The sequence below is a fragment of the Halomonas sp. JB37 genome (genome assembly GCF_002332255.1).
In the GTDB taxonomy this organism is placed as follows: domain Bacteria; phylum Pseudomonadota; class Gammaproteobacteria; order Pseudomonadales; family Halomonadaceae; genus Vreelandella; species Vreelandella casei.
Genome location: NZ_NRGW01000001.1, coordinates 2,632,685 through 2,659,604, shown reverse-complemented (window position 1 = coordinate 2,659,604; position 26,920 = coordinate 2,632,685). Strand labels below are relative to the sequence as shown.

Sequence of the window (26,920 nt, the reverse complement as noted above, 5' to 3'; positions counted from 1 at the left end):
TAGTTAACGTCAATGACGTAGGAGAGCTGTGAGTAATTCCTTGAACGCTTTTTGCCGACGAATCGGCCATACCTTTGGCGATGATATGCTATTGGAGTTGGCCTTGACCCACCGCAGCTTCGGTGGTCGTAACAATGAGCGCCTGGAGTTCCTAGGTGACTCTATTGTCAATTTTGTGATTGCCGAAGCACTGTTTCAGCTCTTTCCACAGGCGCGTGAAGGCCAGCTTTCACGCCTACGCGCGCGATTAGTGAAAGGCCAAACGTTGGCCGAGCTTGCGCGTGAAATGGAGTTTGGCGAATGTTTACGGCTAGGGTCTGGCGAAATGAAAAGCGGCGGGCATCGGCGCGAATCAATTTTGGCAGACGCGGTTGAGGCTATCATTGGCGCTATCTATCTGGATGCAGGCATGGACGTTGTGCGTGACCGCGTATTGGATTGGTATGCAGAACGGCTTGGCAATATCTCGCTACAAGATACCCAAAAAGATCCCAAGACCCGGTTGCAGGAGTTTCTTCAGTCGCGCCAAGCAGCATTGCCGCGCTATGAAGTTGTCTGCGTGAAGGGTGAGGCGCATGCCCAGACCTTTACCGTGGAATGCTACATTGACCTGTTGACTGAGCATACCACCGGTAAAGGCCCTAGCCGCCGCCATGCTGAACAACAAGCGGCAGAAGAAGCGCTTTCGTATCTTGAAAAAAGTCCTGGAGACAAATCATGAGCCAATCCTGTGGATTCGTTGCCATTGTCGGTCGACCCAACGTGGGCAAGTCCACCCTCATGAACCGTATTCTAGGGCAGAAGGTGTCGATTACATCACGGCGCCCGCAAACCACGCGGCATCAGGTGATGGGCATTAAAACGGTTGAAGAGACGCAGTTTGTCTATGTCGATACCCCGGGCATGCATATTATGTCCAAAGATCGTAATAAGGCGATTAACCGCTTTATGAACCAAGCGGCGACTCAGGCATTGCGCGACGTTGATTGTGTGGTGTTCATCATTGACCGCACCCGCTGGACGGAAGAAGACCAGGCCGTTCTCAAGCGCTTGGAACATGTAAAAGCGCCGGTGATTCTTGCCGTTAACAAAGTTGATCGGCTAAGTGAAAAAGGCGACCTGTTGCCGTGGCTAGCAGAGGTCGGTGCGCGTCGCGATTTCGCTGCGGTGGTGCCTATTTCCGCCAAGCACGGCACCCAGGTAGACACGCTAGAAGACGAGGTGGCTAAATACCTTCCTGAAAGCGTTCACTTTTTCCCCGAAGATCAGATTACCGACAAAAGCATGCGCTTTATGGCAGCTGAGATGGTACGTGAAAAAGTCATGCGCCAACTGGGCGATGAACTGCCTTATCAGATGACCGTTGAAATTGAAGAGTTTCGCGAGACCGAGCGTGTGACGCACATCAGTGCGTTGATTCTGGTCGAGCGCCAAGGTCAGAAAGTCATACTGATTGGTGAAAATGGCGATCGGATCAAGAGCATTGGCCGTGAAGCGCGTCTGGATATGGAGCGCGCGCTAGGCACAAAAGTAATGCTCAACCTATGGGTTAAAGTAAAACGCGGCTGGTCAGACGATGAACGCGCGTTGAAAAGCCTAGGTTACGACCTAGATTGAGCTTAGCGATGCCGCCGGAGCCGGCTTTTCTGCTGCACCGGCGGCCTTACCGTGAAACCAGCGCGTTAGTAGATCTACTAACACTCAACCACGGTAGGGTGCGTGCCGTTGCTCACGGCGGTCAGCGGCCTGGTTCAAAGTCGCGCCAGCGCTTGCAGCCATTCACACCGCTCTTTGTGACTTGGCAAGGTACGCGTGAGTTGAAGCGGCTTACGCTGATGGAGTCTCGTGGGCAAACAGCGCTACTGGCAGGTGAAGGGCTGCTGTGCGGGCTCTATGCGAATGAAATCGCCACACGGCTTATGCCATTAGAGCTGTCGGCGCCGGACGTGTTCGCGTTTTATACGGTGCTGTTAGAAGCATTGCCGGCTCCTGCAGAACGTGCGCTAGCGCTGCGCCGCTATGAATGGGCGCTGCTAGAAACGCTGGAGGCAACGCCGCAGTTTACAACGCTTGACGGTGGCGTTTTAGACCCCCATTTGCGCTATCGTTTCGATGCCGCTAGCAGGGCATTTGCCGCTGCCGAGCGCGGGCTAGATGGCCGAACGCTGCGCTACATTGAGCAAGGCGATTGGCAGCATGAAGGGCTTGCCAATGCGCTTAAAGCCGTTATGCGCGCGGCGCTAGCGCCTCATCTGGGTACCGCTGTTTTGCGCTCACGAGAGCTGATGCTTGATTTGGCTCGCCGTCGTCATCGCTCTTAATGGCTGTATTTAATAATTTCAACTCTTATCTTCTTACTGCGTTGGAGGCACTATGCATCCCCCTCGGATACTGTTAGGCGTCAATATTGATCACATTGCGACACTTCGCCAAGCCCGAGGCACGCGTTATCCCGACCCCGTGCAGGCGGCTTTAGTCGCCGAGGAAGCCGGTGCCGATGGTATTACGGTGCATTTGCGTGAAGACCGTCGCCATATACAGCCGCGAGACGTGCGCATTTTGGCCGAGATGCTTAATACGCGCATGAATTTAGAAATGGCCGTTACCGAAGAGATGCTGGCCCTGGCTGAGGAGGTGCGTCCCGCGCATGTCTGCTTAGTGCCTGAAAAGCGTGAAGAGTTAACCACTGAAGGCGGTTTGGATGTTGTTGGCGGCTTTGACGTGATTGAGAGCGCTTGCCAGCGTTTGCGCGCAGCAGGCTGTGATGTTTCGCTGTTTATCGATCCTGAGGAAGCTCAGATTGACGCAGCCCATCGCGCTGGCGCACCTACTATCGAACTGCATACCGGTGCTTATGCCGAGGCTCGGTGCGGTAGCGACGCCGCGAATGCGGAATACCATCGCTTAACTGTTGCTGCTACTCACGCTGTGTCGCTGGGTTTAGTCGTTAATGCCGGTCACGGTTTGCACTATCACAACGTTGAGGCAATTGCTGCATTGCCGGGCGTTAACGAACTCAATATTGGTCACGCAATCATTGCGCGCGCGCTTTTCGTGGGTCTCAAAGAGGCCGTGCAGGAGATGAAACGCTTGATCATTGCCGGTCAAGAAGCTGGCTTAATGGCCGCGTTAGATGCCCATGATCTGGAACACGATCATTCGCATGGCGAGAGCGCTGGCCATGAAGGTGATTCTGAGCATCACCATAACGGATGCTGCGGGCACTAATGAGCGGTTTCTCTGTTTAGAGGTTATGTTGGCGATGATAGTGGGAATTGGCTCTGATATTGCCCGCGTTGAACGCTTTGCACAGGCTGTAAAGCGTCACGGTCCACGCTTTGCTCAGCGTATTTTAGGCCCCGATGAGCATGCTGCATGGTTGCAAAAGTCACAGCCTGCCGCCTTCTTGGCCAAACGGTTTGCCGCTAAAGAAGCGTTTGTGAAAGCGCTCGGACTGGGCCTGCGAGAAGGCATGCAGTGGTGTGATATTCAGGTGCTTAATGACACTTTGGGTAAGCCGCATTTTTTGCTTAGTGGTGAAGCTGAACGGCTCCTTCTGGCGGCGGGCGTCACGGCGAGCCATGTTACGCTAAGCGATGAAGCGGAGTATGCGGTGGCCTTCGTGGTGCTGGAGCGCTAACCGCTTAACCATCAAGCCAGCGATTAACCTATAGCGTTGGTTGAAAGAGCCTGCATTAATGCCTAAGTAGCAGCGGGCGATACGTTCGCAGCTTTGCCATGGCTCTATATAGGTCTTCTAAGAGCCCATGTACATGGTCTAAACCACTGGTGCGAAGCCGGGTTTCCAGCGTTTCTACCAGCAACGCCAATTCAGGCGCGCCACAGTAGCGGCTAGCGCCATTCAATCCGTGTACCCAATCCAGCAGCGTCGCCAAGTTTTGCTGTGAGTAGGCGCTGCGCATTTGTTTTTCACTCTCGTCAAGGCCATCAATTAGCCGCTTTAGCTGCTCGCGCGCTAGGTAGTCTTTGCCGCCCGCTAGGTGCGCTCCCAGCTCCAAATCCACCACCGGTAATGTCGCGGGCTTGGTATTGGCATAGCGCGGTTTAATGGCCATTTTGGCGCCCATCGGTGAGGACGGTGGCGTCCTAAAATCGGCCAGTCGGTGCGTATGGCTTAAAAATCTACTCAGTAGCTGGTGCAGCTGCGTCTCATCGATGGGTTTGATGAGTACGTCATCTAAACCTTCCGCCAGCCACTTTTCGCGCTCACTGCTGAGTACGTGGGCGGTAACGGCCACAATTGGGCAGCGTGCCCAGGTGCTGCTCAGACGGCGCAGTGCATGAGTGGTTTGAACGCCGTCTAGCCCCGGCATGCGAATATCCATTAGCACCATATCAACGTTATGGTTGCGTGCAAACTCTAGCGCGTGATGACCGCTTTCTACCGCTGTGATGTGAATTGTCGGGCTTTCTAGCATGCTTTTAAGCAACTCCCGGTTCGGCGCATTATCGTCCACAATCAAAAGCTTTAAGACCGATGACTCAGTAGGTGGCAAGTTGGGATGGTCTGCAGGCTTACTGGGAACAAGCGCAGGTAACAGCAGTTGATCCAGCGAGGTTGCCAACTGATCACGTGAAAAGGGCTTATAAAGCGTTTCGCCACCATAGGTTAAGCGCAGAGGCGGCAGGTCAAAGCTATTGCTATTGGCTAAAATCAACACCGGGCACGGGGTTTGATTAATCACGTTTTGCCAATGGGTTTGACGTTCGGGGCTAAAATCATTGTGCTCTAACCCAAGGATTAGCAGCTGCTCCTGCTCTAAGGCATCTACTGGCATCGGTATCGCTTGCCAGCGCTGAAGCAAATGCTCCAGCATATGCCGAGTGGGCAGGTGTTCTTCATACAGGCGTATATGGGGATTATCGAGGCTGATTTCCGGGGGGCGCTCAATGGCTTTATGCGCCAGCATTGGCAGCGTAAACGAGAACGTAGTGCCCGTGCCAAGCTCGCTTTCAACGCTGATCTCACCACCCATGCGTTCAATCAACTGACGACAAATGGTAAGCCCTAGGCCGGTGCCGCCAAACTGGCGCGAATGGCTGGGCTCTGCTTGTGTAAACGCGTTAAATAACGCCTGCTGATGGGTGTCGCTTAAGCCAATACCGGTGTCACTGACGCTGATGCTCAGCACCACATGCTGCCCTTCATGGTTATCCAGCATGACGCGAACAATCACTTCACCCTGATGGGTGAACTTAAGCGCATTGCTGATTAAGTTGTTCAATACCTGATGGATACGTAGCGGGTCGCCGCATAGCGGTGTCGGCACATCGTCGTATACCATCGCCACTAAATGCAACTGCTTACGCTGGGCTTCTGGCGCGTGCAGCCCCATCACCTCATCGACCAGCGTCACGATATCAATATCGGCTTCTTCTAGGGTCAGGCGATTGGCCTCAAGCTTAGAAAAGTCGAGCACGTCATTAACCAGCATGAGCAGGTTGTCGCAGGCGCGATGCACGTGTTGAAGCCACTCCTGCTGGCGGGTGTCCAGTGATGAGCGGCCCAGTAATCGGCAAAAGCCTATAATACCGTTCAGCGGTGTACGGATTTCATGGCTCATATTGGCAAGAAATTCAGACTTTACAGCGTTTGCACGCAGCGCGCTGCGATGAGCCAAATCGAGCTTTATGTTCTGCTCTTCAATGGTTTTCATTGATGCTTGCAGTTCGCTGGTGGCCTGCTCTATTTGCGTTTGCATATCGCGCTGCGACTGCTGAAAGTGTTCCGCAAGCGTATTGACATGGTTATAGAGGTGATTGAGCTCAGCGGCACCCGAGGACGCTAAGCGCAGTTGATAATCGCCGCGGGACAATCGATACAGAGCATGGCTGGCTTCTTCAATAGGCCGGGTAACGTATCGGCTGATGGCAAAGGCGATTAAAAACAATAGCAGCCCTAGCAGCATGCCACCTAGGCTAAGGCTGGCAATCAATTTATAGCGCTCAAGCGTCAGCGCACGAATATCCATTTCTACATCTAGCCAGCCTAGGATATTTAAATCGTCAGCGTTGACCGTCGTGAGCGGTATGCGTAATCGCCACCTATCGTCTTCCATAATAAGCTGCTGATCCGCCGGTGGACTCAGCGACGCGAGGGCGGACTTGCCGAGTAATAATAGGCGGCTGCCTTGCTCATTAAACACCGCTACCGTTCTAAGCCCATTGAGGCTCAGTAGTTGACGCGCTACGTTCTCAAGCAGCTCAACGTCGGCATCAGCTACCGCCTCACTGAGGCTGGGTGTTATTAGTTCGACAGCATTTTCTAGGCGCTCTTTTTTCATGGTATGCGTCTGGGCACCGTTCTGTACCACCAGGAGTACGGCCATGATGGCGTATACCAAAAGGGGTAAACCGAGTAAGGCAAACAGAAGACGGGTATTCAAAGACATGAAAGAAGCTCGCTGATTCAATGAGGTTGCCTGTCCAGGCCGAGGCAGCACCGATATAATGCAGCATAACGGTTACGATAAGGAATGTTCGATGAGCTATTTCAAGAACGATCTCAACAACGATTTTAAAAACGATTTTAAAAACTATCCTACGCTAGAAGATGTGGTGGGTAATACGCCGTTGGTGCGGCTGAAGCGAATTAGTGCTGGGCGCAACAATACTCTGCTAGCTAAGCTTGAAGGTAATAATCCCGCGGGATCGGTTAAAGATCGCCCAGCGCTGTCTATGTTAATAGAGGCAGAAGCCCGCGGCGAGATTTCTCCCGGCGATACACTGATAGAGGCAACTTCAGGCAATACCGGTATTGCGCTTGCCATGGCAGCGGCGATTAAAGGCTATCAGATGGTGCTGGTAATGCCAGAAAACGCCTCGGATGAGCGTAAGCAGGCAATGGCTGCCTATGGGGCAAAATTAGTTTCGGCAAGCAAAGCGGGAGGCATGGAAGGGGCGCGCGACATTGCGGATGACATGATAGCCAGAGGGGAAGGTAAGCCGCTCAACCAGTTCGCTAACCCGGATAACCCGCTGGCGCATTACCGTACAACCGGCCCTGAGATATGGCAGCAAACGAGCGGTGAAGTGACTCACTTTGTAAGCTCCATGGGCACCACTGGCACCATCATGGGCGTATCGCGCTATTTGAAAGAACAGAACCCGGCGATTCAAATTGTTGGCTTGCAGCCTGCCGATGGCGCGAGCATCGCAGGTATACGGCGTTGGCCAAAAGAATATCTGCCGGCTATTTTTGAAGCGCCTCGCGTGGATGTCACCCTGGATATCGGCCAGCAAGAGGCGGAAGAGCATATGCGACGTCTAGCGCGTGAAGAAGGCATCTTAGCGGGTGTGTCCTCCGGTGGCAGCTTGGCAGGTGCGCTGCGTATCGCAGAGCAAACGGAAAATGCCGTGATCGTGTTTATCGTCTGTGACCGCGGTGACCGCTATCTTTCCACCGGCCTTTTTGCCCCAGGAGTATAACGATGGCTATGTTGGGAAAGCGGCGGCCAGCAAGGCCTGCATCGGGCCATTCTGGTTTAGCGGGTACGCCAGGTGGCAAAGGGGTGCATGCCCTCTCCGAAGATAGCTCACCGTTAGTGATTGAGCGCTTAGCGCATGATGGCCGTGGTGTTGCCCATGCGGCCAATGGTAAGACCGTGTTTGTCGCTCAGGCCTTGCCGGGTGAGCGGGTTGATGTCGCTATTCACTTGACGCGCAAACGCTACGACGAAGCGCATATCAAATCACTGTTGACCACCTCTGAGCAGCGCGTAACGCCGCCATGCCTACACTTTGGCCGCTGCGGCGGCTGCGATTTGCAGCATTTGAATATTGACGCGCAGCGTGCGCATAAGCGCGACGTGGTGCGCGATCTCTTTGCGCGTCAGGGCATCACGCTGGGCGACATTAGTTCGATTCAGGGCAGTGACCAGGGCTATAGGCGGCGTGCCCGGTTAGGCGTCAAAGTAGATAGCCAAGGCGGTACCCACCTAGGTTTTCGGGCCGCCCATAGCCATCGGCTGGTCGACATTGAACAGTGCCCAGTATTGGTTGACTCCTTACAGCAGCTGCTAACGCCCCTGCGTGAACTGCTGCAAACGCTAGAGGCTCCGCGCCAGGTAGGTCATATCGAACTACTGGCAACGCCGAGTGCGCAGGTAGTGTTAGTCCGTCAGTTAAAAGAACACGCACCGGATGCCGAGCGCTGGAAGGCCTTTGCGCAAAGCCAGCGGGTAACGTTGGGCACTTGGCTGGGGCGTGAAACGCCCACGCTGCACTGGGATGGTGCGCCGCCGGTGTTGGAAGAATCGCTGACGCTCGACGGGCAGCCGCCGCTTGCGCTCAGCTTTGCGCCAGGCGATTTTTTACAAGTCAACGCTCAGGTTAACCAGCAAATGGTGGCTCAGGTGATTGAATGGCTAGCGCCTAAGCCTGGGCAAAAAATACTCGACCTGTTTGCGGGTATTGGCAATTTCAGCCTGCCCATCGCAGCAGCCGGCGCTGAAGTACATGCGGCAGAAGGAAACCCCGCCATGGTGGCGCGCATTGCCGACAATGCTGCGCGTAATCAACTGGTGGTAAGCGGTGAGCAGGGAGATTTGAGCGACCCCGCGAACGTTAAAGCGCTGTTAGCCACCCACCGTGATAGCGACGCGCTGGTGCTTGATCCGCCACGCATCGGCGGTGAGGCAATATGTCAGGCGCTAGCTCACCATCGGGTGCCCAGAGTGGTCTATATTTCCTGTGACCCCGCAACGCTTGCTCGAGATGCGGCACATCTTGTGCATGCGGGTTACCGTGTGAAGCAAGTGGCCGTCGCCGATATGTTCCTTCACACTGCGCATATGGAAACGCTGGTGCTGTTTGAGGTTGATGGTGTTTAGGTGGATGGTTTTAAGTAAGCAGTTTTAAGTGAACGGTTTTAAGTAAATGGTTTTAAGCAAAGATTATTTAAGTTGTTGTTAGTTAAGCAAGCGCTTTGTAGGCTGATAGGTTGGAAGTGCCGGGTTTTATTTTCGCCCATCGCATCGAGCCACGGAGGCGGTCGTGTGGAGACCACTTCTCTGAATGGATGAATTATTGTCATGGTAAAAGTGCGTGAGGACCAACCGCTCACTGCTAGCGGGCAGGTAGACATACAACAATGGTTAACGCGCCTGCAAGAAGATGTGCGCCTAAGGGATCCTGAGCGATTAGTCGACGCCTGTAAACTAGCCGAAACGCTGGAAATTGAGGCGCCACGTACGCATCGCGTCTGGCTATCGCCCGGCTCTAGCTTCCGAATGGGGCTGGAAATGGCGGATATTCTTGGTGATTTGAAGCTCGATCAAGCCACTCTTGAAGCCGCAGTGCTCTATCGCTCTGTGCGAGAGGGTTTACTCAGCCTTGAGGGCGTCTCCAAGCGTTTTGGTAGTGAGGTTTCCAGCCTCATTGATGGCGTATTGCAAATGGCTGCGATCAGCTATCCGCTGGCGCCTGACCATGCTATGGGGCAGCATAATCAGCAGGAAAATCTGCGCAAAATGCTGGTCAATATGGTCGGTGACGTGCGCGTGGCGCTGATCAAAATCGCCGAGCGTACTTGTGCGCTGCGTCAGGTCAAAGATGCGCCGCTGGAAAAATGTTTACAGGTTGCCCGTGAAGTTGCCGATATTTATGCCCCGCTGGCGCATCGGCTAGGGGTTGGTCAACTTAAGTGGGAGCTGGAAGACCTCTCGTTTCGCTATTTGCACGAAGATGAATACAAAGCGATTGCTAAGCTACTGGCGGAAAAGCGCCTTGACCGCGACCGTTATATTCATGATGTCGTGGAAACCATCAAAGCCTTGATGGAAGCTCAGCACATTCACCGCTATGACGTGGATGGTCGCGCCAAGCACATCTACTCAATCTGGCGAAAGATGAAGCGCAAGCGGATCGACTTCTCCCAGGTCAACGATGTGCGCGCGGTGCGCATTTTGGTGCCTGAGGTGACCGACTGCTACACCGTACTCGGGATTATTCACTCGCGCTGGCATCATGTGCCCAATGAGTTTGACGACTATATCGCCAACCCCAAAAAAAATGGCTATCAGTCACTGCATACGGCCGTGATGGGGCCAGAAAACAAGGTGCTCGAAATTCAGATTCGCACCTTCGCCATGCACGAAGAAGCCGAGCTAGGCGTTTGTGCCCACTGGCGCTACAAAGGCCATGATACCAACGCTAAAAGTCGTAGCTACGAAGAAAAAATCGCTTGGCTGCGTCAAGTGCTGGAGTGGCAGGACGAAGTTGGCGGCTTTGGCGATCTCCGCGAAGGACTGGCCAGCGATGTCGCCCCTGACCGTATCTACGTCTTTACCCCAGATGGCCATGTGATTGACCTGCCGCGTGTCGCGACCCCCATCGATTTTGCGTACCGCGTGCACACGGAAATAGGCCACCGTTGCCGGGGCGCCAAAATTAATGGCCGCATTGTGCCGCTGACTTATAAGTTGAAAACCGGCCAGCAGGTGGAGATTCTAACGGCCACTAAAGGCGGGCCTAGCCGCGACTGGCTAAACCCTAGCCTGGGCTACGTGCGAACTTCCCGCGGCAGAGCCAAAATACAAGCGTGGTTTAAGCACCAGGCGAGGGATCAGAACCTTGACGAAGGGCGCGCGCTATTTGACCGCGAGATGCGCCGTCTAGATGTCGAAGACCTTGACCTGCCTAGGTTGGCGAAGGCCGTGAACTACCTCAATGCTGAGGATATGTATGCCGCAATCGGCGCCGGTGACTTACGTATTGGCCAAGTGCTTCACCAGGCGCAGCAGCTGTTCGGCGAGACCGATGACCAAGAGCAGCTCGACCGGCTGCTTGCCAAGCCTAAGCGCCAATCGAGCAAGGCCACGAAAAGCGATATTACGGTGCTTGGCGTAGGCAATCTCAAAACCAGTATGGCGAATTGCTGCCGTCCGGTGCCCGGCGAGCCAATTGTTGGCTTTATCACTCAAGGGCGTGGCGTCACCGTTCATCGTCAGGACTGCAGCAATATTTTGCAATTACGCCTGGACGAGCCTCAACGCATTATTGAGGTAGAGTGGGGCGAGCGTGCCCAGACGCGCTATCCGGTGACGATTGAAATTCAAGCCTGGGATCGTTCGGGGCTGCTGCGTGATGTCACCAGCTTATTGGGTAATGAAAAGGTCAACGTCCTCGCCGTCAATACCTTAACCAATACCGACGAGAGCATCGCTCGTCTGCGGATAACGTTAGAAGTGGATGGCCTTGAGTCACTGGGTCGTCTGTTTTCACGTATTCAGCAGTTGCCTAACGTCACCGAAGTGCGCCGCCTGCGTAACGCCGACCCCGATCACCAACGTCGCAAGGGAGGAGCATAATGCGCCACCGTATGGATGATCTGCTGACCCTTATGCAGGTGCTGCGCGATTGCGAGCAGGGCTGCCCGTGGGATCTGCAGCAAAATTGGGACAGCATCGTGCCGCACACATTGGAAGAAGCGTATGAAGTGGCCGATGCCATTGAAAGGCGTGCTTTCAATGAACTGCCCGGCGAGCTAGGCGACCTACTTTTCCAAGTGGTTTATTATGCTCAGTTCGGTGCAGAGGAGCAGCGCTTCGACTTTGCTGACATTGTCGATACGCTGACCGCTAAGATGCTGCGCCGCCATCCCCACGTGTTTCCCGACGGCACGCTTGCCTCGCGCCGCTCGCCGGGCGTGAGCGCTGAAGAGATACAGTCTCAGCAGGTCAACAGCCGCTGGGAGTCGCTGAAAGCCGAAGAGCGTGAGCAAAGAGCGCGCGCCGAAAAAGCCGCCGATATGCCGTCGGTACTCGACGACGTGCCGCGCACGCTACCTGCACTTAGCCGCGCCGCTAAGCTGTCTAAACGGGCCGCAAGGGTGGGCTTCGATTGGCCTGATGCTGAAGGCGTAGTAGCCAAAATTCGTGAGGAGCTGGCCGAAGTCGAGGAGGCGCTTGCCGCCGGCGACCAGCGGCATGCCCAAGAAGAAGTGGGCGACCTGTTGTTTGCGGTAACCAATCTTGCCCGCACGCTGAATGCAGACCCTGAACAGTGCCTGCGTGCCACTAATGCTAAATTCGAACGCCGTTTTCGCCATATTGAGCGCGAACTTAGCGCTGCCCAGCGGCCGCTACAAGATGCCTCTCTAGATGAAATGGAGGCCCACTGGCAGGCAGCTAAAGCACAAGAAAAACACCCCAGCCATTCCTGATTTAATCATGCTTAATCTAATGATGATGCGACCTTTGCAAGGAGGCCATGCCAATGAGTCAAGACCTACACGAATCCCTGCGCGATAACGTACGCATTCTAGGTGATAGCCTGGGGCGAACGATTGCCGATGATTTAGGCCAAGCATTTGTCGATAAAATTGAAACGATTCGCGCCCATGCCAAGCGCGGGCGTCAGGGTGATTCGCTGCAGCAGCGTGAGTTAATTGAGTATCTTCGCCAGCTACCCGAGCGTGACCTGCTGCCGGTCACTCGGGCGTTTAACCAGTTTTTGAATCTGGCTAATATTGCCGAGCAGCACTACCGGGCGCGTTTTCGTCGCGTTGAAGATTACAAACCCGGCTTCCAACCAGTGCTCGGCGAACTGCTTGAGCGTGCCAAAAAAGCCGGTAATTCACCGCGTAAGCTGGTCGAAACGCTCGCCAATATGCGCGTTGAGCTTGTTCTGACTGCGCATCCCACCGAAGTTATTCGCCGTACGCTCATTCAAAAATACGATGCGATTGATGAATGCTTAACCGCTATTGAAAGCTCGGAAGATTATCCTGAGCGTGGCGCCCGTGCCCAGGGGCGCCTGGAAGAGCTAATTAGCCAAGCCTGGCACACCGATGAGATCCGCCACGAGCGGCCAACACCGGTGGATGAGGCCAAGTGGGGTTTTGCTGTCATTGAAAATTCACTGTGGCAGGCGGTGCCTGATTTTCATCGCGATCTGGACAACCTGCTGCTGGATACAGCAGGTGAGCGGCTGCCTCTGGATGCCGCGCCTATACGCTACGCTTCCTGGATGGGCGGCGATCGCGATGGCAACCCCAACGTTACCGCTAAGGTGACCCGCGAAGTGCTATTGCTGGGTCGCTGGATGGCCGCCGATCTGTATTTGCGCGATCTTGAACAGTTGAAAACCGAGCTTTCCATGTGGAAGGCCAATAGTGCACTTAAAGCCGAAGCCGGTGATGTGGCGGAACCGTATCGCGAAGTTCTCAAGCGCTTGCTAGCAAGAGTCGAAGCGACCCGCGACTGGGCTAAGGCCGAGCTGGACGGACGTAACTATGACGGCGGGCCTATTATTGAAACCCGCGATCAGCTCTACTCGCCGCTGCTCGCCTGCTACCGCTCGCTGTGCGATGTTGGCCTCGATACCATTGCCAACGGCGCGCTGCTTGATACCCTGCGTCGAGTGGCAGTATTTGGCGTGACGCTAACCAAGCTGGACCTGCGCCAAGAAGCGAGCCGCCATGCCCAGGTTATCGAAGAGCTAACCAGTGCACTTGGGCTTGGCCACTACCAAGAGTGGGACGAAGCCAAGCGCCAAGAATTCCTGCTGTCTGAGATTGCCTCGCGTCGACCGCTGATTCCGCGTCGCTGGGACTGCTCGGCCGAGTCTCGTGAAGTGCTGGACACCTTTAAAGTGATTGCTCAAGAGCACACCGAAGCGCTGGGTACTTACATTATCTCCATGGCCGCAGAGCCTTCAGATGTGCTCACCGTAGCGCTGCTGATGAAAGAAGTCGGTGGGCAGATGACGCTGCCGATTGCACCGCTGTTTGAAACGCTCAACGACCTGGATCATGCCGGCGCCGTGGTTGATCAGCTGCTCTCAATACCGGGCTATCGTGCGCTAATTGGCGACCGCCAAGAGGTCATGATTGGTTACTCAGACTCGGCTAAAGATGCCGGTCAGCTTGCAGCAGCCTGGGCTCAGTACCGTGCCCAAGAATCGCTTGTGGCTGTATGCGAGCGCCATGGCGTGGACTTAACCTTGTTTCATGGTCGCGGTGGCACAGTAGGTCGTGGCGGCGGTCCTGCCCATGCGGCGATTCTCTCTCAGCCCCCGGGCTCGGTGAACGGCAGCCTGCGGGTGACCGAACAGGGCGAGATGATTCGCTTCAAGTTTGGCCAGCCGGATATCGCGTTGCGTTCTATGGAAATCTATGCCTGTGCGGTGCTTGAAGCGACGCTGCTGCCGCCGCGTGCGCCAGAACCTCAGTGGCGCGAGGAGATGGACCAGCTCGCGAAGGTCGGCCATGCCGCCTATGTAGGCGTCGTGAGGGAAGACCCCGATTTTGTGCCGTATTTCCGTGCGGTCACCCCCGAAGGAGCATTAGGGCGACTACCGCTAGGCTCGCGGCCCACCAAGCGCCGTCAAGATGGCGGCGTCGAAACGCTGCGCGCGATTCCATGGATTTTCGCCTGGACACAGATTCGCCTAATGTTGCCCGCATGGCTGGGCAGTGGCGAAGCTTTTGCGAAGCGGCTGGAACAGCCCGGCGGGCGCGAAGTGCTGCAGGAAATGCGCAAGGACTGGCCATTCTTCGGTACCTACTTGGACATGCTTGAGATGCTGTTGGCCAAAGCTGACGTGGCGATTGCAGCGTATTACGAGCACCGTTTGGTGGATGAACCTTCGCTAAAAGCGCTGGGTAAAAAATTACGCCATCGTTTCGCATCATTGGAAGATGCGGTTCTCGATATTCTTCAGCAAGAAAAGCTGCTAGAGAACACGCCGCTGATTCGCCAAGCGATTGATGTGCGTAATCCTTACATCGACCCGCTCCACGGCCTTCAGGCGGAGCTGCTGCAGCGTAATCGTGACGCCGACGGTGCTATTAGCGCAGACCTTTCGCGTGCGTTGATGGTCACCATGGCCGGCATTGCGGCAGGGCTGCGCAACACGGGCTAGCCCGTTTTTCGTGTTTATTGAGCGCTGCTGTCACTGGGCGGCAGCGTTTTTTTGATCTATTACCGCTGGTTAACGTTTTATGTCGTTACGAAAATCTACTCGTATTAATAAGTACATTAGTGAAAGCGGTATGTGCTCGCGACGCGAAGCCGACCGTTTTGTGGAGCAGGGCAACGTCTGGATTAACGGTCGCCGCGCCACTACCGGCGACCAGGTGGTCGCGGGGGATCTGGTTAAAGTTAATGGCCAAGACATTGAGCCTCAGGAGGAAGATGATCTGGTTCTGATTGCGCTGAATAAGCCGGTGGGCATTGTCAGCACCACCGAATCCAGCGAAAAAGACAATATCGTTGAGTTTGTAAAACACGGCGCGCGCATTTTTCCCATCGGTAGGCTCGACAAAGACTCCCAGGGGCTGATTTTTTTAACCAATAACGGCGACTTGGTTAATAAGATTTTACGCGCTAATAACAATCATGAAAAAGAGTATCAGGTGACGGTCAACAAGCCGGTTACCGATGAGTTTATTGACGGCATGCAGAATGGTGTACCTATTCTCGGCAAGGTAACCAAGCGCTGTAAATTGCGCAAAGAGTCGACGTTTGTATTCACGATTACCTTGGTGCAAGGGCTCAATCGCCAAATTCGCCGCATGTGCGAATATTTTGGCTATGACGTTACGCAGCTAATTCGCACGCGGATTATGAACGTACCGCTTAAAGGCTTAGCGCTGGGCGACTGGCGCGATCTAACCGTTAAAGAGATCGATACCATCGTCACGCTGACCGAAAGCTCAGAGGCTGCGCCAGAGAAGAAGAAAAGCAAACCTAAAATTGACAGACCCAACTACAGCGCACGTTCAAATACTGAAAAGAAAAACCAGCCTGGCGCCAAGGCTGGCAGCGGCAAAGTACACAAAGACCCAAGAGCTAAAACTGCTCGATCAGGTAAGCCCCATGCCAAAGGCAAAAGCTCGACGGTAGGAAAGCCTGGCGCAAATAAACCCGGCGCCAAGGGCAAAGCTGGCGCGAAAGGGACGGGTAAAGGACACATCGCGCGGGGTAAGCCTACCGCCGGTGGCAAGCCTTCTCAGCGACGTAAGTAGTCGACAGCGACGATCATTGCTTATCTTTTTCAGGTTCAACCATATTGATTTATATTGCGGCACTTTATGCGGTGGTTAGCGTGATCACCTACATCACTTATGTTATCGATAAAAAAGCGGCGATTAAAAACCGCCGGCGGGTGAGTGAAAAATCGCTTCACCTGCTTGCACTAGCCGGTGGCTGGCCAGGGGCACTGCTGGCGCAGCAGCGGTGGCGGCATAAAACGCAAAAAACCAGCTTCCGAGTCTTTTTTTGGCTGACGGTTATTGCCAATTTGGCATGTTTAGTTGGTTTCGTGCTCTACCCTTACGGCGGATGAAAAAATGACGGCCTACTTTGTTCAAGCGTTTATCTATCTGCTGGCCGCGGTGATTGCGGTTCCTCTCGCCAAGCGCTTTGGTCTGGGGTCAGTGTTGGGTTATTTGGTTGCCGGCGTGGTCATTGGCCCCATCCTAGGGCTGGTCGGTCAAGAGACCAATACGATTCAGCACTTCGCGGAATTTGGCGTCGTGATGATGCTATTTTTAGTCGGTATGGAGCTTGATCCCAAAGCGCTGTGGGCCATGCGCGTACGCCTGCTGGGATTGGGAGGGCTTCAGGTGGTGCTAACGGCGGCAGCCGGTGCGGCTATCGCTTGGTGGCTGGGCTTGGTGTGGCAAACGTCATTAGCTATCGGGTTTATTTTTGCACTGTCGTCTACTGCGATTGTGCTCCAAACGCTAAATGAAAAAGGGCTTGTTAAAACCGAAGGTGGGCGCAGTGCTTTCTCGGTTTTACTGTTTCAAGATATTGCTGTTATTCCCATGCTGGCGCTTATTCCGCTGCTAGCGCTGCCTGCATTAATGAGCGCCGGCGGTGATGACGCCCACGCAAGCTTAAGTCTAGTATCCAGCCTGCCTGGCTGGGCACATGCCCTGGTGGTCGTGGCGGCCATTGGGAGCGTGGTGGTTGGTGGCTACTACCTAGTGCCTTTACTGTTTCGCTATGTGATTGGCTCTGGCCTGCGTGAGGTGTTTACCGCCACGGCGCTAATGCTGGTGATAGGTATTGCCGCACTAATGAGCCTAGTTAATTTATCGCCGGCGTTGGGTGCATTTCTAGCCGGTGTGGTGCTCGCTAACAGTGAGTTCAAGCACGAGCTTGAAGCCAATATTGAGCCGTTTAAAGGCCTGCTGCTGGGGTTGTTTTTTATTACCGTTGGGGCGGGGATCAATTTTTCTGTGCTGGCAGCAGAGTGGGGCACGATTCTTTCGTTAGGCTTGGCGGTTATCGTGGTCAAGGGCATCGTCTTGCTGGGCTTGGCGCTGCTGTTCAAAGTGCGGGGCAGTAACGGCTGGCTGTTTACCTTAAGCCTTGCCCAGGCCGGCGAGTTTGGCTTTGTATTGCTTACCTATAGCGTACAAAATAGCGTTATACCGGCTGATATTGCTCAGATTCTTTCGCTCGTTGTGGCCCTGTCGATGTTCTTAACGCCGCTGCTGTTTATCGTCTACGACAGGCTAGTGTTGCCGTACTATCGAACTGCCTCCAACGATGATCGTGAGGCTGATACGATCGAAGAAGAGGCGCCCGTTATCGTGGCTGGCGTCGGTCGGTTTGGGCAAATTATCTGCCGTTTGCTACGCGCCAACAACATTCCTATTGTGGCGCTGGATCATGAGATCGAGCAGATCGAGAACCTGCGTAAGATCAATATTAAAAGCTACTTTGGTGACGCCACCCGCTCCGATTTGCTAGAAACCGCTGGGATTGAGAACGCGCGGTTGATCGTTATCGCAATAGACGACCCTGACCGCGCTGTGCAAATGGTTAAGCACGTCAAGCAGTTCTATCCCAAACTCTGGGTGCTAGCGCGGGCTTTCGACCGTGGCCACGGCTATCGGCTGCGAGAAGCTGGTGCCGATGATGTGGTGAGTGAAACCTATCATTCTGCCTTAGAGTTGGGCGGTCATGCGCTAACTGCCATGGGCGTTCACCCCATGCGGGCTAAGCAAATGACCTGGGCTTTTGTGCAGAATGAAAAGGCCCATGAAGATGAGCTGTTTAACGTTTGGAAAGAAATAGAGCAAGGTATTAGCTTTAGCCCCCGCTACGGCGAGCTGTTTATGAAGCTGGAAAGCGCTTTGAACAGCGCTATGCAGCAAGATTGGAACGAGCCACAGCGCGAAGATGTACCAGTTTGGACACCGCCAGCGCCTTCAGAAGATGAAAACCGTTAAAACGGCAGATGCAACGAGGCGCTTAGCATATTGAGGTGGTTGAGCGTGGGGGCATCGATGCGTTCATACTCTAAGCGACTGACCAGCCGATTAATCGTCATGGTCGCACCAAAGCCTTGCAGCATTGCGCTACCGCTTTCGTCGGCACCTTCCACATTGCTTTCACCGCGCCATTCGGTGATGCCGGATTTCGCATAGACGCTAAAGGCGCCCATGCGAACTCCGGCAATAATGGCGCCGCCCAAGCTCAGCGTATCCATAATCAGCGGGTTAATATTGGAGGCAATGGCGACTTCTTCGCTTTCGCGATAGGCAATTTCAGCGCCGATATCCAGTTGGGGAAGGCGCCAAGGGCTAAAACCTGCCGTTAGCCGAAAGCCACTGGTATACGTGTCTAGGCTGCTGAGATCGCTACCTTCCAAGATAACCCCGTTGTCTAGCTGCATAAGCTCACTGTCGGCAGCCGTGTAGGCCATTACCGGCGGGGTATCATCGGCGTAGCTGCTTAACCACGGAACAGAGCAACAAACTAGGGTGCTTGCCAAGCGTTTTATTGGCATTTCTCGTACACCTATCGCAGGAGGAGAAAACGTTATTTGCATTCAGATTAGCAACTGGCTTGAATCTCTACCACTTTAATTGCACCTTCCGCCAAGTTATCGACTAGGTTTTTGCCCATACCGATGAAGCGTTCTCCGAACACCCACTGGGGCGAGAGTACGGCCTGTCGCGGCGTCTGTTCTTTTTTACGCTGGCGGTGGCGCCACGCTAAGGCGGCATCACTCCAATCATCTACGTGCTCAATAGCAAAACCACCCGCTTCAAGCAGCTGGGTTAACTCTATTAGGCTCAGCAGGTGAGAGTGCTCAAGCGATACTGCCCAGGGTACCGGGAAACGCAGCGCTGCTACGTTGGGCCCACTGACCACTTCGTGCATTACTAGCTGCCCGCCCGGGCGCAGTACGCGGCGGCTTTGCGCCAGCACCCGGGGCGCATCGGGCATATTGAGTAGGCTATGCTGAAACAGCACCACATCAAAACTATTGTCCGCAAACGGCAGAGCACTTGCGTCGCCCGTTACCCAGGAAAGCAAGTGGGCATCAGGTTGCTGAACTCGCGTACTCAGCGCTTGATTGAGTGCGCTGAACCCATGCGTAATATCCAGCCCGGTCATTTGAAAGCCGAGCGCGGCGCCTTGGCGCATCAGTCCGCCTAACCCTGCGCCGATATCCAGCACTTTCGGGTGGGCGCGAATATCCAAGCTCGCGCTGAGCCGTTCGAGCAGCCGGGAAGAGGCCGCTACGCCGCCAATATGTAGCTGATCCAACGGGGCAAGCTGATGCAGCGTGGGGCCGTCCGGATAGTGAACATCGATCTGAGCAAGCACGTCATCAGCGCGCAGGGCGCGCTGATAATGGTCCGCTAGCGGATGGAAGGATGGCATGGCGGATTACTTCTCTTGTTCCAAGCCTAGTTCTTGAATGGAAATTTCGCGCATTTTGAATTTTTGAATTTTGCCGGTGACCGTCATCGGGAACTCGTCAACGAACTTAAAGTAGCGTGGAACTTTGAAGTGGGTGATTTTGCCTTTGCAGAACTCGCGTAGGTCGTCGCTGGTGACGTCGCCGGCGGTGCCGTTAAGTTTTACCCAGGCAATCAGTTCTTCTCCGTACTTTTTGTCAGGCACGCCGGTGACCTGCACATCGGAGATCGCAGGGTGGGCGTACAGGAATTCCTCAACTTCTTTAGGGTAAACGTTCTCGCCGCCGCGAATGACCATGTCTTTTATGCGGCCTACGATTTGGATATAGCCTTCTTCGTCCATGGTGGCTAGATCACCAGTGTGCATCCAGCCAGCCTCATCGATTGCTTCAGCGGTGGCTTGGTCATTGTTCCAGTATCGCAGCATTACGCTGTAGCCACGGGTGCAGAGTTCGCCGATTTCACCCCGGGGTAGAATGCCGCCGTTACCAGGGTCGACAATTTTATTTTCAAGATGAGGCTGGGTACGGCCCACGGTAGAAACGCGTTTTTCAACGCTATCATTGGCGCCGGTTTGGGTAGAAACCGGGCTAGTTTCAGTCATGCCGTAAGCGATCTGAACGCCTTTCATATTCATCTTACTGATCACTTGCTTCATGATCTCAGTCGGGCAGATCGAGCCTGCCATAATGCCCGTGCGCAGGGATGAAAGGTCGGTGGTCGGGAAGTCAGGATGATCAAGCTCTGCGATGAACATCGTCGGCACGCCATAGAGAGCAGTGGCTTTTAGCTCATCAACCGCTTTAAGCACTTTGCCTGGATCAAAGCCTTCATCGGGGTAGATCATCGTTGCGCCGTGAGTAATACAGCCCAAGTTACCCATTACCATGCCGAAACAGTGATACAGCGGCACCGGAATGACCAGCCGGTCTTGGCTCGTAAAGCCCATGCTTTCGGCAACGAAAAAACCATTATTAAGAATATTGTGATGGGAAAGCGTGGCGCCTTTGGGAAAGCCGGTAGTGCCAGAGGTGTACTGAATATTGATCGGGTCATCAAATTGCAGCGTGGCCTGCAGATCATTGAGATCGGTTTGGCTAACCTTGTCGGCTTCCTGCATTAGATCTGACCAGCGCCACATGCCGGGCAGCTTGTCGTGGCTTAAGTTGATGATGCATTCAAGATCTGGCAGCTTTTGCGACTTCAGTTCACCTTCCATGCAATCGTTAAGTTCTGGCGCTAGCTCATACAGCATCTCGCTGTAATCGGAGTTTTTGAACTGGTTGGCGGTGACTAAAAAGCGTGCGCCGGAATGATTCAGCGAGTATTCAAGCTCATGGGTTCGGTAAGAAGGATTAATGTTGACCAGAATGGCGCCAATTTTAGCGGTAGCAAACTGCGTTAGCGTCCATTCGCTGCAGTTGGGTGCCCAGATCGCTACGCGATCGCCTTTTTTAACGCCAATAGACAGCAGAGCACGGGCACAGCGGTTAACTTCTTCCTGAAGCTTTTGATAGCTCCAATGGATGTTTTGATGCACGACGATCAGCGCATCGTTATCGGCATGCTGGTGCGCTATCTGATCGAATTTGTCACCGATAGTCATGCCGAGTAAAGGCTTGTCTGCCGTGCTGCTGGTGTAGCTGGGTAAGGTGAATGCTGGTGAGGACATGGTCGATCTCTCCGATATTTTTTCTTGTCAGACGGATAGCCAGAGGCTGATTGGCGGCTGCTATGGGCGTTCGTTATTGTTGTATAAGACCTTTCGCCAACGCCACTTTAGAGCCTGGCTTGCGGCCTAGCTCGCCTGTCACCCAGAAGGCGGTATCGATAATGGCCTGCAGGTCGATTCCCGTTTTAATGCCTAGCCCCTCAAGCAAATAGAGCACGTCTTCGGTGGCTACGTTGCCGGACGCACCCTTGGCATACGGGCAGCCGCCAAGGCCAGCCGTGGCGGCATCGATAACGCTAATGCCTTCTTCCATTACTGCATATAAATTAGCCAGCGCCATACCGTAGGTATCATGAAAGTGAGCGGCGAGATGCTCGATAGGCACGTGCTGCCGAGTGGCTTCAATCATACGCTTGGCCGCCAGCGGGGTGCCGACACCAATCGTATCGCCCAGCGACACCTCGTAGCAGCCCATCTCATAAAGCGCCTTGGCGACTTCCGCCACTTTAGCAGGGGCAATATCTCCCTCGTAAGGGCAGCCCAGCACACAGGAGACATAGCCACGCACCCGTACACCGGCATCTCGTGCACGCTCCAATACGGGCTCAAAGCGCGCCAGCGAATCAGCAATCGAACAGTTGATGTTCTTCTGCGAGAAGGCTTCGGACGCGGCACCAAATACCGCGACTTCTTCCACACCGACGGACAGTGCGTTTTCCAGCCCTTTAAGGTTGGGAGTAAGCGCGGAGTAGACCACGCCCGGCTGACGCTGAATGCCGCGCATCACTTCAGCCGCATCACCCATTTGCGGCACCCACTTGGGCGAGACGAAGCTTGCGGCTTCAATATGCGTGATGCCCGCGCTAGCAAGCCGTTCGATAAGAGCAATTTTGGTTGCGCTAGGCACGATTGCCCCCGGCTCGTTTTGTAGGCCGTCACGGGGGGCCATTTCGAAAAGCCTGACTGACGTAGGCAGTGCCATCGGTGAGCTCCTTATTCGTTGGCCGCAAAATCGAGCAGCACGGCCCCTTGATTAACGGTGTCGCCTGCCTGGAAATGAAAGGTTTCCACACTGCCGTCGGCAGGTGCAATCATGGTGTGCTCCATTTTCATCGCTTCCATGACCATCAGCGGCATGCCTTTCTCAACGGCCGCGCCGGGCGCTACCAGCAGCGCGACGACGGTGCCATTCATGGGCGCGGTCAGGGTCGATTCCGCCTCATGCTGGCCGTGATTGATGGCATCAATACGCCGCCAGAATAGCCGGGTTTCACCGCTGGGGTCGGCCATGACGACTACATTGCCGTCTCGGCGCGCCTGTAGCCGGCGGCGATGGCCGTTTAGCGTGACCGCTACCGCATCGCCGGTGAGCGGCTGTACGCTGGCCGTGAGTGTTTCATCGCCGACAGTCAGGTTCCAGAGTGATTCACCGGCGTTGCGCTTGCCTTCCACTGTTACCACGGCATTTTCGCCCTCGGCAGTCTGGGCACTGGCAGGGTCGCACAGCGCGATGCGGATAGTGTGAGGCGCATTCAGGCGAAAGCCGTCGTGACGGTCCCAGGGAGAATCGCTGTGGCATTCGTTAGCCAACTGATTAAGGCCAATCAGCGCTGCGCTGGCGTAGTCTTCATTGCTAAAGACGCGCGGGGCGAAAAGAGTGGCTTCGTTGCGCTCGATAAAGCGCGTATCCAGCTCGACGTTATTAGCACCCAGATCTTTGAAGTTCGGGTGAGTCGCCAAACGCATTAAGAAGGCACGGTTGGTCACTACCCCTTGAACATCCAAGGCCGCTAGCGCGCGGTTAAGGGTGGCTAGCGCTGCATTACGGTCAGCGCCATGCACAATGAGTTTGGCGAGCATGGGGTCGTAGTGCATGGACACCGCATCGCCACTTTCCACGCCGCTGTCCAGGCGTACCTGATCCTGATTTTCAAAAGAGTCTAAGCCAGCGCCTTCTAAATCAAGCGTAAAGTGGGTGAGCAGGCCGGTGGCGGGTAAAAAATCCTGCTCCGGGTCTTCAGCGTAAATGCGCGCTTCAAAGCTATGCCCGCTGATGGTGAGCTCGTCTTGGGAGCAGGGCAGCGGTTCACCCATGGCCACGCGCAGCTGCCATTCAACCAGGTCTTGGCCGGTGATCATCTCTGTGACCGGGTGCTCAACCTGAAGGCGGGTGTTCATCTCCATAAAGTAGAACGAGCCATCTTGTCCTGGCGAACCGTCTAGCAAAAACTCGACGGTGCCCGCGCCTACGTAACCTATCTCTTGAGCGGCGCGAACGGCGGCGTTGCCCATGGCACTGCGCAGCTCGGCGGTCATGCCGGGGGCGGGCGCTTCTTCGATGACTTTTTGATGACGCCGCTGAACGCTGCAGTCGCGCTCGAACAAATACACCCCGTTGCCGTAGCGATCGCAAAATACCTGGACTTCCACATGGCGTGGCTGCACCAGATACTTTTCGATCAGCATGCGGTCGTCGCCGAACGCGGCTTTAGACTCGCGTCGGCAGCCGTCTAACGCGGCCTGAAACGCATCGCCGCTTTCCACCACGCGCATGCCTTTACCGCCGCCACCCGCGCTGGCTTTTAGCATCACCGGGTAGCCTATTTTGTCTGCTTCAGCGCGCAGCAGGGCATCGTTCTGATCATCGCCGTGGTAGCCCGGTACCAGCGGCACGCCGGCGTTGGCCATGCGCACCTTCGCCGCGGATTTATCACCCATTGCCGCGATTGCTGATGCGGGCGGCCCCACAAAAATAATGCCCGCCTGTTCTAATGCTTTAACAAAGCTGCCATTTTCGGATAGAAAGCCGTAGCCCGGGTGGATCGCGCCGGTACCGGTGCGCTTGGCAGCGTCAATGACCGCGTCGATATTAAGATAGCTTTCGCGCGCGGCAGCGGGGCCAAGGCGAATGGCCTCGTCGGCTTCACGCACGTGCCGCGCAGTGGCGTCGGCATCGGAATAGACCGCGACGGTTTTTAAACCCATACGGCGCGCGGTGCGCATCACTCGGCAGGCAATTTCGCCCCGGTTAGCGACCAGTAAGGTATCAAAAGGCGAGTGACTCATGAGCGACGCTCCGAAGCGTGAGATGCATGGTTAGATTCGGCCCAGGCGGGGCGGCGCTTTTCAAAGAAGCTGGATAAACCCTCTTGGCCTTCTGGGCTTACCCGCAGCTTGGCGATCACCTGGCAGGTATGCTCGCGGGTCTCCTCAGCATCAGGCGCTTGAGAAACCGTGGCCATCAGTGCCTTAGAAGTACGTTGGGCTTGGGGCGATCCCGCCAGCAGAGTGGCTATCATGGTGTCTATGGCGGTATCTAATGCCTCGTGCTCTACGACCTGGTGAGTTAAGCCGAGCGCCAACGACGTGGGGGCATCGATGATTTCCGCCGTTAACGCATAGCGGCGCATCTGGCGTTCACCTAACGCGCGCTGTACATAGGGGCTAATCACCGCCGGTGAGAGGCCGATTTTAACTTCCGACAGGCAGAATCTGGCTTTATCTGAGGCAATTACCACATCGCAGCAGGCAGCCAAACCCACCGCGCCGCCATAGGCTGCCCCCTGTACACGGCAAACCGTGGGGCAGGGCAACGTATCCAAGCCGTGCATAAGCGCGGAAAGCTTGCGGGAATCGGCTAAATTGTCTTCAAGATCGTAATCGACAATGCGCTTCATCCAGTTTAAGTCGGCACCCGCTGAGAAGCTTTTGCCTTCGGAGCCCAGCACGACGACGCGCACCTCGCCTGTGGCGGCAAGCTCATGCAGCGTATGCAGGTGCTCGTTCAGTTCGGCGATCAGGCTGTCATCAAAGGCGTTATGCACCTCTGGGCGGTTTAAGGTCAGGCGCGCCACGCCGTTTTCTAGAATCAGTGTTGAGTAAGTCATCAGTGCTGAATCAGTCATTGTATTTGCCCCTACATCCGGAACACGCCGAAGCGCGTCTCTTCGACTTCAGCATTCATCGCCGCGGCGAGGGAAAGCCCCAGCACATCGCGGGTTTGCAGCGGATCAATCACGCCGTCGTCCCATAAGCGGGCGCTGGCGTAATAGGGGTGGCCCTGATGTTCATACTGCTCGCGGGTGGGCTGCTTAAAGGCTTCTTCTTCCTCTTTGCTCCACTCGCGGCCTTCGCGCTCGTGCTGCTCGCGTTTGACCTGCCCCAGTACGCCTGCTGCCTGCTCACCCCCCATGACGGAAATGCGTGCGTTAGGCCACATAAACAGTAGGTTGGGATCATAAGCACGGCCACACATGCCGTAGTTACCGGCGCCAAAGCTACCCCCAATCAGTACGGTGTACTTTGGTACTTTCGCGCAGGCCACGGCGGTCACCAGCTTAGCGCCATGCTTGGCGATGCCTTCGTGCTCGTACTTAGAGCCAACCATAAAGCCGGTAATGTTCTGTAAAAAGATCAGCGGAATCTTGCGCTGGGCGCACAGCTCAATAAAGTGCGCACCCTTGACGGCGCTTTCTGAAAACAGCACGCCATTGTTGGCCACGATGCCAACCGGGAAACCATGGATATGCGCAAAGCCGGTCACCAAGGTTTCGCCGTAGTAACGTTTGAACTCATCAAAGTCGGAGTCATCAACGATACGACCAATGACTTCGCGCACGTCATAGGGTTTTTTAAGATCGGTGCCGACAATGCCGTATAGCTCAGCAGGGTCGAGTTTGGGTGGCTTGGGCGCCTGCATCGCCAATTGGCCGCGCTTTTGCCAGTTCAAGCGCGAGACGCAGGCGCGAGCAAGCTGCAGCGCATGGACGTCGTTTTCGGCGTAATGGTCGGCAACACCGCTGATCTTGGCGTGAACGTCTGCACCGCCCAAATCTTCTGCGCTAATGCTTTCCCCGGTCGCGGCTTTGACCAGTGGCGGGCCACCGAGAAAAATCGTGCCCTGCTCTTTAACGATGATCGATTCATCGGCCATGGCGGGAACGTAAGCACCGCCTGCGGTACAGGAACCCATAACCACGGCAATTTGCGGAATGCCTTCCGCCGACATAGTGGCCTGGTTATAGAAAATGCGCCCGAAATGGTCGCGATCAGGAAAGACTTCATCTTGGCGGGGCAAAAAGGCGCCGCCGGAGTCGACTAAATAAATGCACGGCAGACGATGCTTGCGGGCAATTTCCTGGGCGCGAAGATGCTTTTTAACGGTCAGCGGGAAGTATGTGCCGCCTTTAACCGTGGCATCGTTGGCCACAATGACGCACTCAACGCCAGAGACGCGACCAATACCGGTCACAACACCTGCGGCGGGAATATCACCATCGTAGATGTTATGAGCCGCCAGGGCGGAAAACTCTAAAAAAGGAGAGCCTTCATCAATCAAGTGATCAATGCGGTCGCGCACAAACAGCTTGCCGCGGCTTTCATGGCGTTCGCGGGCCTTGGCACCGCCACCTTGGGCAACGGTGGCCGTCAGCTCGCGCAGCTTATTAACTTCGCCGAGCAGTGAGGCTTCATTGGCTTGAAACACATCGCTACGCGGATTGACTTGGCTATTGATAGTACTCATGGCGCGACCCTAATGACGTTTGTTAAAGACG

Annotated in this window: 21 protein-coding genes; 13 read left to right on the top strand and 8 right to left on the bottom strand. The window is 55.0% G+C overall.

What is annotated here, in order from left to right:
- Positions 1-28 precede the first annotated feature (28 nt).
- From rnc to acpS, 5 genes are read left to right on the top strand one after another with little or no spacing between them, the layout of a single operon-like run.
- Positions 29-721 (top strand): ribonuclease III, encoded by a 693-nt coding sequence (gene rnc, locus CIK78_RS12365; RefSeq protein ID WP_096280489.1) that lies wholly within the window; start codon positions 29-31, stop codon positions 719-721.
- On the top strand, positions 718-1,617 hold the full coding sequence (gene era, locus CIK78_RS12360) for a GTPase Era (RefSeq protein ID WP_096280486.1): 900 nt from the start codon (positions 718-720) through the stop codon (positions 1,615-1,617). Before rnc ends, era begins: the two co-directional genes overlap by 4 nt.
- A gap of 8 nt (positions 1,618-1,625) precedes the next feature.
- A complete protein-coding gene (gene recO, locus CIK78_RS12355) occupies positions 1,626-2,321 on the top strand; it encodes a DNA repair protein RecO (RefSeq protein WP_096280483.1) in 696 nt (231 codons plus the stop codon).
- Positions 2,322-2,373: 52 nt separating this feature from the next.
- A complete protein-coding gene (gene pdxJ, locus CIK78_RS12350) occupies positions 2,374-3,228 on the top strand; it encodes a pyridoxine 5'-phosphate synthase (protein WP_096280480.1) in 855 nt (284 codons plus the stop codon).
- A gap of 34 nt (positions 3,229-3,262) precedes the next feature.
- Positions 3,263-3,640, top strand: a complete 378-nt coding sequence (acpS, locus tag CIK78_RS12345; protein WP_096282374.1) for a holo-ACP synthase — start codon at positions 3,263-3,265, stop codon at positions 3,638-3,640.
- A 55-nt stretch (positions 3,641-3,695) separates the two neighbouring features.
- On the opposite strand, the gene CIK78_RS12340 is transcribed toward acpS, so the two are convergent.
- Positions 3,696-6,413 (bottom strand): ATP-binding protein, encoded by a 2,718-nt coding sequence (locus CIK78_RS12340; RefSeq protein ID WP_096280477.1) that lies wholly within the window; start codon positions 6,411-6,413, stop codon positions 3,696-3,698.
- Positions 6,414-6,504: 91 nt separating this feature from the next.
- Here CIK78_RS12340 and cysM point away from each other — a divergent pair, with 91 nt between their 5' ends.
- The 8 genes from cysM to CIK78_RS12300 all read left to right on the top strand — a co-directional run bounded on the left by cysM (position 6,505) and on the right by CIK78_RS12300 (position 18,211).
- Complete coding sequence (gene cysM / locus CIK78_RS12335; RefSeq protein ID WP_096280474.1) at positions 6,505-7,449, top strand: cysteine synthase CysM; 945 nt, start codon at positions 6,505-6,507, stop codon at positions 7,447-7,449.
- 2 nt (positions 7,450-7,451) lie between these two features.
- Complete coding sequence (gene rlmD, locus CIK78_RS12330; protein ID WP_096280471.1) at positions 7,452-8,852, top strand: 23S rRNA (uracil(1939)-C(5))-methyltransferase RlmD; 1,401 nt, start codon at positions 7,452-7,454, stop codon at positions 8,850-8,852.
- Positions 8,853-9,053: 201 nt separating this feature from the next.
- A complete protein-coding gene (gene relA / locus CIK78_RS12325; protein ID WP_096280466.1) occupies positions 9,054-11,330 on the top strand; it encodes a GTP diphosphokinase in 2,277 nt (758 codons plus the stop codon).
- Complete coding sequence (gene mazG, locus CIK78_RS12320) at positions 11,330-12,184, top strand: nucleoside triphosphate pyrophosphohydrolase (protein ID WP_096280463.1); 855 nt, start codon at positions 11,330-11,332, stop codon at positions 12,182-12,184. The genes relA and mazG overlap by 1 nt, the downstream gene beginning before the upstream one ends.
- Positions 12,185-12,237: 53 nt before the next feature.
- Complete coding sequence (ppc, locus tag CIK78_RS12315) at positions 12,238-14,886, top strand: phosphoenolpyruvate carboxylase (protein ID WP_096280460.1); 2,649 nt, start codon at positions 12,238-12,240, stop codon at positions 14,884-14,886.
- A 79-nt stretch (positions 14,887-14,965) separates the two neighbouring features.
- Positions 14,966-15,991: a 23S rRNA pseudouridine(2604) synthase RluF gene (rluF, locus tag CIK78_RS12310; protein WP_096280457.1), complete on the top strand. Its 1,026-nt coding sequence runs from the start codon at positions 14,966-14,968 to the stop codon at positions 15,989-15,991.
- A 44-nt stretch (positions 15,992-16,035) separates the two neighbouring features.
- On the top strand, positions 16,036-16,311 hold the full coding sequence (locus CIK78_RS12305; RefSeq protein WP_096280454.1) for a DUF1294 domain-containing protein: 276 nt from the start codon (positions 16,036-16,038) through the stop codon (positions 16,309-16,311).
- Positions 16,312-16,315: 4 nt separating this feature from the next.
- Entirely contained in the window at positions 16,316-18,211 is a 1,896-nt protein-coding gene (locus CIK78_RS12300; protein ID WP_096280451.1) for a monovalent cation:proton antiporter-2 (CPA2) family protein, read from the top strand.
- Here the strand turns inward: CIK78_RS12300 and CIK78_RS12295 are convergent.
- From CIK78_RS12295 to CIK78_RS12265, 7 genes are all read right to left on the bottom strand, one after another.
- Positions 18,208-18,771: a hypothetical protein gene (locus CIK78_RS12295; protein ID WP_096280448.1), complete on the bottom strand. Its 564-nt coding sequence runs from the start codon at positions 18,769-18,771 to the stop codon at positions 18,208-18,210. The two genes, CIK78_RS12300 and CIK78_RS12295, sit on opposite strands and share 4 nt — an antisense overlap.
- Positions 18,772-18,818: 47 nt before the next feature.
- A complete protein-coding gene (locus tag CIK78_RS12290; protein ID WP_096280445.1) occupies positions 18,819-19,655 on the bottom strand; it encodes a class I SAM-dependent methyltransferase in 837 nt (278 codons plus the stop codon).
- 6 nt (positions 19,656-19,661) lie between these two features.
- Positions 19,662-21,365 carry an AMP-binding protein gene (locus tag CIK78_RS12285; protein WP_096280442.1) on the bottom strand — a complete coding sequence of 568 codons (1,704 nt, stop codon included), beginning with the start codon at positions 21,363-21,365 and terminating at the stop codon, positions 19,662-19,664.
- 73 nt (positions 21,366-21,438) lie between these two features.
- Positions 21,439-22,347 carry a hydroxymethylglutaryl-CoA lyase gene (locus CIK78_RS12280; protein WP_096280438.1) on the bottom strand — a complete coding sequence of 303 codons (909 nt, stop codon included), beginning with the start codon at positions 22,345-22,347 and terminating at the stop codon, positions 21,439-21,441.
- 11 nt (positions 22,348-22,358) lie between these two features.
- Positions 22,359-24,431 (bottom strand): acetyl/propionyl/methylcrotonyl-CoA carboxylase subunit alpha, encoded by a 2,073-nt coding sequence (locus CIK78_RS12275; protein ID WP_096280435.1) that lies wholly within the window; start codon positions 24,429-24,431, stop codon positions 22,359-22,361.
- Positions 24,428-25,252, bottom strand: a complete 825-nt coding sequence (locus tag CIK78_RS12270; RefSeq protein ID WP_096282373.1) for an enoyl-CoA hydratase/isomerase family protein — start codon at positions 25,250-25,252, stop codon at positions 24,428-24,430. Before CIK78_RS12270 ends, CIK78_RS12275 begins: the two co-directional genes overlap by 4 nt.
- 29 nt (positions 25,253-25,281) lie before the next feature.
- On the bottom strand, positions 25,282-26,889 hold the full coding sequence (locus CIK78_RS12265; RefSeq protein ID WP_096280432.1) for a carboxyl transferase domain-containing protein: 1,608 nt from the start codon (positions 26,887-26,889) through the stop codon (positions 25,282-25,284).
- Between the last annotated feature and the right edge of the window lie 31 nt (positions 26,890-26,920).

Coding starts and splice junctions, on each gene's coding strand:
- recO (WP_096280483.1), top strand. CDS start 1,626: ATGCCGCCGGAGCCGGCTTTTCTGCTGCACCGGCGGCCTTACCGTGAA.
- CIK78_RS12290 (WP_096280445.1), bottom strand. CDS start 19,655: ATGCCATCCTTCCATCCGCTAGCGGACCATTATCAGCGCGCCCTGCGC.
- ppc (WP_096280460.1), top strand. CDS start 12,238: ATGAGTCAAGACCTACACGAATCCCTGCGCGATAACGTACGCATTCTA.
- mazG (WP_096280463.1), top strand. CDS start 11,330: ATGCGCCACCGTATGGATGATCTGCTGACCCTTATGCAGGTGCTGCGC.
- CIK78_RS12275 (WP_096280435.1), bottom strand. CDS start 24,431: ATGAGTCACTCGCCTTTTGATACCTTACTGGTCGCTAACCGGGGCGAA.
- CIK78_RS12295 (WP_096280448.1), bottom strand. CDS start 18,771: ATGCCAATAAAACGCTTGGCAAGCACCCTAGTTTGTTGCTCTGTTCCG.
- CIK78_RS12300 (WP_096280451.1), top strand. CDS start 16,316: ATGACGGCCTACTTTGTTCAAGCGTTTATCTATCTGCTGGCCGCGGTG.
- CIK78_RS12285 (WP_096280442.1), bottom strand. CDS start 21,365: ATGTCCTCACCAGCATTCACCTTACCCAGCTACACCAGCAGCACGGCA.
- cysM (WP_096280474.1), top strand. CDS start 6,505: ATGAGCTATTTCAAGAACGATCTCAACAACGATTTTAAAAACGATTTT.
- rluF (WP_096280457.1), top strand. CDS start 14,966: ATGTCGTTACGAAAATCTACTCGTATTAATAAGTACATTAGTGAAAGC.
- era (WP_096280486.1), top strand. CDS start 718: ATGAGCCAATCCTGTGGATTCGTTGCCATTGTCGGTCGACCCAACGTG.
- CIK78_RS12340 (WP_096280477.1), bottom strand. CDS start 6,413: ATGTCTTTGAATACCCGTCTTCTGTTTGCCTTACTCGGTTTACCCCTT.
- CIK78_RS12265 (WP_096280432.1), bottom strand. CDS start 26,889: ATGAGTACTATCAATAGCCAAGTCAATCCGCGTAGCGATGTGTTTCAA.
- pdxJ (WP_096280480.1), top strand. CDS start 2,374: ATGCATCCCCCTCGGATACTGTTAGGCGTCAATATTGATCACATTGCG.
- CIK78_RS12280 (WP_096280438.1), bottom strand. CDS start 22,347: ATGGCACTGCCTACGTCAGTCAGGCTTTTCGAAATGGCCCCCCGTGAC.
- relA (WP_096280466.1), top strand. CDS start 9,054: ATGGTAAAAGTGCGTGAGGACCAACCGCTCACTGCTAGCGGGCAGGTA.
- acpS (WP_096282374.1), top strand. CDS start 3,263: ATGATAGTGGGAATTGGCTCTGATATTGCCCGCGTTGAACGCTTTGCA.
- CIK78_RS12270 (WP_096282373.1), bottom strand. CDS start 25,252: ATGACTTACTCAACACTGATTCTAGAAAACGGCGTGGCGCGCCTGACC.
- rlmD (WP_096280471.1), top strand. CDS start 7,452: ATGGCTATGTTGGGAAAGCGGCGGCCAGCAAGGCCTGCATCGGGCCAT.